This window comes from Myxococcus sp. AM010 (genome assembly GCF_013372585.1).
GTDB lineage: Bacteria > Myxococcota > Myxococcia > Myxococcales > Myxococcaceae > Myxococcus > Myxococcus vastator.
In genome coordinates this window covers 42,547-49,636 of the sequence record NZ_JABXEO010000068.1, presented here as the reverse complement: position 1 = coordinate 49,636, position 7,090 = coordinate 42,547, and the positions used below count along the sequence as shown (strand labels likewise).

The window sequence follows — 7,090 nt, the reverse complement described above, 5'->3', positions numbered from 1 at the left end:
CCGCCGAGCCGTCCGTGGCCACCGCCCCCCCCACGGCGACGGGCAAGGGCCGCCTGGACGTGACGTCTCCCGGGCTCTACGGCGAGGTGTGGATCAACAGCCGGCCCTATGGCTTCCCACCCCTCGTCGCCCAGGGACTCCCCGCGGGGCCCGCCCGCCTGGAGGTCCGCGTCAATGGCGTGGTGAAGCGGAAGCTGACCGTCGACGTCGTGGCGGACCAGAGCACCGCCGTCCGAATCCGCTGACGTGAAGCCGTTCGCGCGGAGAGCCGCGCTCCTTTTCCTCATCGAGGTCGATATGCGCCGTTGTCGTAGGTGGTCCGAACCTTCACTCGGAGCCCTGCTCCTCTTGTGCGCCAGTCCCGCGCTCGCCCAGGACACCGACGCGGGGTACCTGGGCGACGAGGAGCCGGAGGTCCACAGCCAGGTGGCCTCCTTCGCCGTCACCCCGCTCCAGGAGTCCCCCGCCGTCGTCACGGCGATGAACGCGGAGGAGATTCGCAACACCGGCGCCCGGGACTTGATGGACCTGCTGTTGCAGATTCCCGGCTTCTTCTTCGGCGTGGACATCCAGGGCGCGGTGGGCCCCGGCTTCCGCGGCCTGTGGGGCTACGAGGGCAAGGTGCTGCTCGTCGTGGACGGCAAGGAGATGAACGAGCAGCTCTACTCCACGATGCAGTTGGGCAACGAGTTCCCCATCGAGCTCATCGAACGCATCGAGGTGGTGCGCGGCCCCGGCTCCGTCATCTACGGCGGCAACGCGGAGCTCGCCGTCATCAACGTCGTCACCCGCGGCGTCCAGGGCAGCACGGACCTGATGGTGTCCGGCATGTACGGGCAGATGAGCGGCGTCCACGGCCGGCGGGGCCTCACCGTCTCCGGCCGCAAGGTGTTCGAGTCCGCGCCGGGCCTGAGCATCTTCGCGTCCGCCGGGCTGTCCCAGGCGCAGCGCAGCAGCGGCGTCTTCCAGGACTTCTTCGGCAACTCCGCGCAACTGGGCGGCAACTCGCGGCTGGACCCGACGATGGTGCAGGCGGGCGTGGGCTACAAGGACCTGCAGCTCAGCGTGCTGTACCAGCGCTATGGCACCTCCGCCATCATCGCCTTCGACGAGGTGCTGGAGGCGCCCGCGCCGACGAACTTCGAGTCCTTCCACGCGGAGCTGAGCGACCGGTTCCGCCCGGACGCGCGGGTGGAAATCGTCCCCCGCATCAACCTCACCTTCTCCAAGCCCTTCAGTGACTCGGACCAGGAGTCGCCCTTCTTCTACGACAAGCAGGTGCTGCGCCTGCGAGGACGGACGCTGGCGCGCTGGGCGGCGCTGGACTGGCTGCAGCTCACCGGCGGCGTGGACGTGACGTCCGACCAGGGGCGGGTCAACGGCCCGGTGGGCGTGGGCCTCCAGACGGGCTTCGGTCCCGAGGAGGCGGACCGCGTCTCCTACGTGAATGTGGCGGGCTTCGTGGAGGCCTTCTCCGCCAACCCCTTCGTCAACGTGGTGGCGGGCGCGCGCGTGGAGAACCACAGCGCCTTCGGGGAGTCCTTCGTGCCGCGGCTGGTGCTGCTGCGCGGCTTCGGGCCGTTCAGCGGCAAGGCCCTGTTCAGCCGCGCCTTCCGCGCCCCCAGCATTGAAAACATCAGCCTGGGCGACGACATCCGCCCCGAGCGCACCACCGTCCTCGAGCTGGAGGGCACGCTGCGCCTGGGAGAAGGCCACGCGCTGAGCGCCAACGCCTTCGACATGGGCGTGGCGGACCCCATCATCTATTCGTACGACGCGGCGACGAACACGGAGGCCTACCGCAACCTCGGGCGCCTGGGCAGCCGCGGCGTCGAGCTGGACTACCACGTGCGCGGAAGCTGGGGCCGCGCCGCCCTCAACTATTCGTTCTACACCCCGTCAGGCCGCAATGACGTGGAGGACTACCAGGTCCCCGGACAGCCCAACGCCTTCACCGGCATGCCCACGCACAAGGCCGCGCTCACCGGCAGCATCAAGGTGCTGCCCTGGCTCACCGTCAGCCCCACCGCCGTCCTCGTGGGCAAGCGCTACGCCGTGGACGTGCCGGACGACGAAGGCAACGCGGCGGTGGAGGCGCTGCCCACGCAGCTGCTGCTCAACCTCTTCGTGCGCGCGCAGGACGTGGGCACGCGCGGGCTGGAGATTGGCGCGGGCGTCTACAACCTGACCGGCACGAACTTCCGCATCGCCCAGCCCTACAACGGCGGCCACGCGCCCATGCCCGTCTTCTCCCGCGAGTTCATGGTGCGCGTCAGCTACCTGCTGGACCCCGTCAGCGACGAATAGCAGCGCCTCCCAACCCGGCGTCCGCCACGGCCCACCTTCCCTCCGGAGGGTGGGCCGTCTGGCTTTGAAGCAACGCGTCACGGGGAATAGACTGTCACAGACTTGCAATCACCGGAATCTCGCTGGTACTTTCTTCGCCACTCGAAAGAACTTCTGTTCGTCCGTGGCTGCGCAGGGAGTTGCGACGCGCCGTGCCAGTGAACGACGACTCTCGAAGCACCCTGGTTTCTTCGCAGTAAGAACGAAGTCTTCCAGCTGTGGAGGGGAGCGCATGCATCCGAACAAGCGTTTCGCGTGGGCGTGGGTGGCGGCGGGCGTTTTCGCGGTGTCTGGTCTGGTGGCGGGCTGTGACCCGGAAGAGGCCCCGACGCCAACGCCTGACGCAGGTCAGCAAACTCCGGATTCAGGCACGCAGCCGGACTCAGGCACCCAGCCTGACTCCGGCACGCAGCCCGACTCGGGCACGCAGCCGGACGCCGGCACGGAGCCGGACGCGGGCACCGAGCCGGACGCGGGCACCGAGGAAGACGCCGGTACCGGCCCCACGCTGCCCCTGGCCGTGGACGGCACCTGGATTCCCAGTGGCTACATGGGCGACGGCTCGCAGGGCGGCGTCACCTACGACGGCACCGAATGCCTGCCAGGGCGGGCGGGCACGCAGTTGGGGGCCTGCCACAAGTTCACCTGGACGCCTGGCAACGATGGCTGGGCGGGCGTGTACTGGCAGTACCCGGAAGGCAACTGGGGCGACCAGCCCGGCTTCAGCGTCCCGGACGGCGCCAACACCGTGTCCTTCTACGCCTGGGGCACCGAGGGCGGAGAGGTCGTCTCCTTCATGGTGGGAATGAACGCCCCCGACGGCTTCGAGGCGAAAGTCGAGAACGTGGCGCTCACCACCACCCCGACCCAGTACACAATCGACATCAGCCGCGTCCGGTATGGGACGGTGGTGGGTGGCTTCGGGTGGACCGCTGCTGGGAGGACGACTCCGCTCGTCTTCTTCATCGACGACATCCACTGGCACTGACACCCACCCCATCCTCGCGGCGGAACGGAGCGAGAGGACGATGCGAGTGGGAACGGCGGTGACGACGGTCGATGCGGCGGGCATGCGCGCGCAGAACAGCAGCCTGCTGCTCAACATGATCTGGCGCGAGCGTCAGATTTCCCGGGCGGAAATCGCCCGGCGGACGAAGCTGAGTCCGTCGACCGTCTCCGCCATCGTGGTGGACCTGGAGCGCTCCGGCCTGGTGCGCAGCATTGGCGCCGGGGTGTCCCGGGGCGGCCGTCGCCCCACCCTCATCGGCTTCTGTGATGACGCGTTCAGCCTCATCGGCGTGGAGTTGGGCGCCACCCACGTGACGGCCGCGCTCACCGACCTGCGGGGCCGGGTGCGCGCGTACCGGCACGCGAGCCACGCCGTCCGCGAGGACCCCAAGGGCACGCTCCAGAAGGTGCGCGAGCTGGTCCATGCGGTCCTGGACGCAGAACGCGTACCGCGCCGCTCGGTGGCGGGCATGGGCGTCGCCGTGCCCAGCCCCGTCCACCCGTCCGCGCCCGGGAGGCTGTCACCGCTGCTGGTGCCGGCTTGGCGCGACTACGACGTACAGGAGTCCCTGCGGAGCGCGTTCGGCCTGCCGGTGTTCGTGGACAACGACGCGAACCTGGGCGCGCTGTCGGAGTGCTACTGGGGCGCGGGCGTCAACGGCGAGGACCTGGCGTACATCAAGCTGGCCACGGGCATCGGCTCCGGCCACATCATCCACGGCGACGTCTACCGTGGCGCGGGCGGCACCGCGGGCGAAATCAGCCACATGGCGGTGGACTCCTCCGGGCCGCAGTGCGTGTGCGGCCTGCGCGGCTGCCTCGTCACGCTCATCGGGTCCGCGGCCCTGCTGGAGCGGGCGCGGGAGCTGATGGGCCGCAAGGACAAGCGCGCCCTCACGGTGCGCGAGCTGGTGGAAGGCGCGCGGGCGGGAGAGCCGGCCGCGCGGCAGGTCATCGACGGGCTCGGGCACTACCTGGGCATCGCCGTGGCCGGCCTGCTGAACCTGCTCAACCCCGCCATCGTCGTGCTCGGCGGTGAAATCTCGTCGGTGGGAGACCTGCTGCTGGACCCGCTCCGCGCGTCGGTGCGCAAGCGGGCGCTGTCCACCTCCATGGCGGAGACGCGCATCGTCACCTCCGCGCTGGGAGACCGCGCCATCGCCGTGGGCGCGGCCACTCTGGTGCTCCAGGCCGCACTGAGAGACCGAACCCTCTTCCCCCTCCAACACCTAGGCAAATCTGCATGACGCTCCAGCGCCTCCTCCCCGTGGCCCTGGCCCTGACGGGCCTCGCCTGTGACCCGGCCGCCAACCGGGTGAACCGCCCTGGCTCCCCGCCGCCCCACAGCAACCCGCAGCCTGGCACGGACTGGGAGCTGGTGTGGCAGGACGAGTTCGACGGCACGGAGGGCACGCCACCCTCACCCGAGCGGTGGGTGCATGACGTGGGAGGACATGGCTGGGGCAACGAGCAGCTGGAGTTCAACACCGACCGCACGGAGAACGCCGCGCATGACGGCGCCGGCAACCTGGTCATCACCGCGCGCCGCGAGCGCTACAGCGGCCGGGACTACACCTCCGCGCGCATCCGGACGCAGGACCGCTACGAGCCCACGTATGGCCGCATCGAGGCGCGCATCCAGCTGCCCGTGGGCCGCGGCATCTGGCCCGCCTTCTGGATGCTGGGCGCGGACATCGGCACCGTCGGTTGGCCGGAGTGCGGCGAAATCGACATCATGGAGTACCGGGGTCAGCTGCCGTCCATCCTCCGAGGCTCGCTGCACGGGCCGGGGTACTCCGGTGGCGACAACATCGGCCAGGACTACGTCGTCAGCGGCGCCCGGCTGAACGAGGACTTCCACGTCTACGCGGTGGAGTGGGAGCCCAACCGCATCCGCTGGTTCCTGGACGGCACCGCCTTCTTCGAGGCGACGCCCGCCCAGCTCCCCGCGAGCGCCCGCTGGGTGTTCGACCATCCGCACTTCATCATCCTCAACGTCGCCGTGGGCGGCACCTTCGTGGGCCCGGTGGGCCGGGACACGGTGTTCCCCCAGGAGATGAAGGTGGACTACGTCCGCGTCTACGCGAGGCCCACGTGAGGGCCGCGCTCTGGGCGCTGACACTCCTGCTGGTGGCCTGCAAGGTGGAGCCCCGCCCACGGCCGCCCGGAGTGCTGTTCGTCTCCGTGGAGCAACAGAGCGCCTGGGTGCGCAACTTCAACCCGCTGTTCGCGGGCGCCGGCTCGCGCTGGCCCACGCGCGCGGGCGTCTACGAGTGCCTTGAAATCTTCAGCCCCGCGGTGGGCCGGTGGACGCCCTGGCTGGCCACCGGCCACGCGTGGTCCGAGGACCGCCGCACGCTGCGCTTCACCCTGCGCTCCGGCGTGCGCTGGTCGGACGGAAGGCCCTTCACCGCGGGCGACGTCGCCTTCACCTTCCAGCTGCTGAAGCAGCACGCGGCGCTGGACGCGGGCGGCGTGTGGCGCTTCGTGGAGGAGGTGCGCGCGGAGGACGCGCACACGGTGGCCTTCCAGTTCTCCCGCGTCTACATCCCTGGCTTCGCGGAGCTGGCGCAGCAGCCCATCGTCCCCCGGCACGTCTGGGAGACGGTGGCGGACCCGGTGACGTTCACCAACCCACAGCCGGTGGCCACCGGGCCCTTCACCGAAGTCACCGTCTTCCGCAACCAGGTCTACGAGCTGGGCCGCAACCCGCACTACTGGCAGCCCGGCAAGCCCGCCGTCTCCGCGCTGCGCTTCCTGGCCTTCCCCACCAATGACCAGGCCAACCTGGCGCTGGTGGAGGGGGAAGTGGACTGGGCGGGCAACTTCGTCCCCGCCGTGGACCGCACCTTCGTCGCCAGGGACCCCGAGCACCACGGCCGCTGGTTCCCGCTCTACGGCAGCACCGTCTTCCTCTACCCCAACACCACCCTGCCGCCGCTGGACGACGTGCGCGTGCGCAAGGCGCTGAGCATGGCGCTGGACCGCGAGCGGCTGGTGGAGATCGCCATGTACGGCTACACGCGGCCGGCGGACGCCACCGCGCTCAACGACGCGTACACCGCGTGGCGCGACGCGGACGCGGCCCAGGGCGCTTGGGTGAAGCACGACCTGGAGGCGGCGAAGCGGCTCCTGGACGAGGCGGGCTTGAAGGAAGGCCCGGACGGGCTGCGGCGCAAGGCGGACGGCCAGCCCCTGTCGCTGGACATCGAGGTGGTGGGCGGCTGGTCCGACTGGGTGCGCGCCGGGCAGGTGGTCGCCAGGGATTTGCGGAAGCTGGGCGTGCAGGCGCAGCTGCGCACCTACGAGTTCGGCGCGTGGTACGCGCGGCTCCAGAAGGGCGAGTTCCAGTTGGCCATCTCCTGGTCCCTGGACGGCCCCACGCCGTACACCTTCTACAAGTGGCAGCTGTCCCCACGCACGGTGCGCCCGGTGGGCGAGGTGGCCGCGGCCAACTGGCACCGCTTCGGCGATGAGGAAGCGGACGCGCTGCTGACGCGCTTCGAGCGCGCGGACGCCGAGGACGCGCAGCACGCGCTGATGGCGGCGGTGCAGCGGCGCTACTCCGAGCTGGCGCCGTCCATCCCGCTCTTCCCCAACCCGTCCTGGGGCGAGTCCAACTCGCGGCGCTTCACCGGCTTCCCCACCGAGCAGAACCCCTACGCGCGCCTGTCCCCCCACGCCGAGCCCGACAGCCTGCTGGTGCTGACGACGCTCGCCCCGAGGGAGCCATAAC

Annotated in this window: 5 protein-coding genes and 1 pseudogene; all 6 read left to right on the top strand. The window is 70.3% G+C overall.

Annotated elements, in window-relative coordinates:
* A pseudogene (locus HV826_RS26570) lies at nucleotides 1-245 on the top strand (PEGA domain-containing protein); the annotation flags it as partial.
* A gap of 103 nt (nucleotides 246-348) precedes the next feature.
* On the top strand, nucleotides 349-2,307 hold the full coding sequence (locus HV826_RS26565; RefSeq protein WP_255217430.1) for a TonB-dependent siderophore receptor: 1,959 nt from the start codon (nucleotides 349-351) through the stop codon (nucleotides 2,305-2,307).
* 271 nt (nucleotides 2,308-2,578) lie between these two features.
* Entirely contained in the window at nucleotides 2,579-3,334 is a 756-nt protein-coding gene (locus HV826_RS26560) for a hypothetical protein (RefSeq protein WP_176419771.1), read from the top strand.
* 40 nt (nucleotides 3,335-3,374) lie between these two features.
* Nucleotides 3,375-4,601 carry an ROK family transcriptional regulator gene (locus tag HV826_RS26555; protein WP_176419770.1) on the top strand — a complete coding sequence of 409 codons (1,227 nt, stop codon included), beginning with the start codon at nucleotides 3,375-3,377 and terminating at the stop codon, nucleotides 4,599-4,601.
* Entirely contained in the window at nucleotides 4,598-5,452 is an 855-nt protein-coding gene (locus tag HV826_RS26550; protein ID WP_176419769.1) for a family 16 glycosylhydrolase, read from the top strand. Before HV826_RS26555 ends, HV826_RS26550 begins: the two co-directional genes overlap by 4 nt.
* Nucleotides 5,449-7,089 carry an ABC transporter substrate-binding protein gene (locus tag HV826_RS26545; RefSeq protein WP_176419768.1) on the top strand — a complete coding sequence of 547 codons (1,641 nt, stop codon included), beginning with the start codon at nucleotides 5,449-5,451 and terminating at the stop codon, nucleotides 7,087-7,089. Before HV826_RS26550 ends, HV826_RS26545 begins: the two co-directional genes overlap by 4 nt.
* The last annotated feature ends 1 nt before the right edge of the window (nucleotide 7,090 follow it).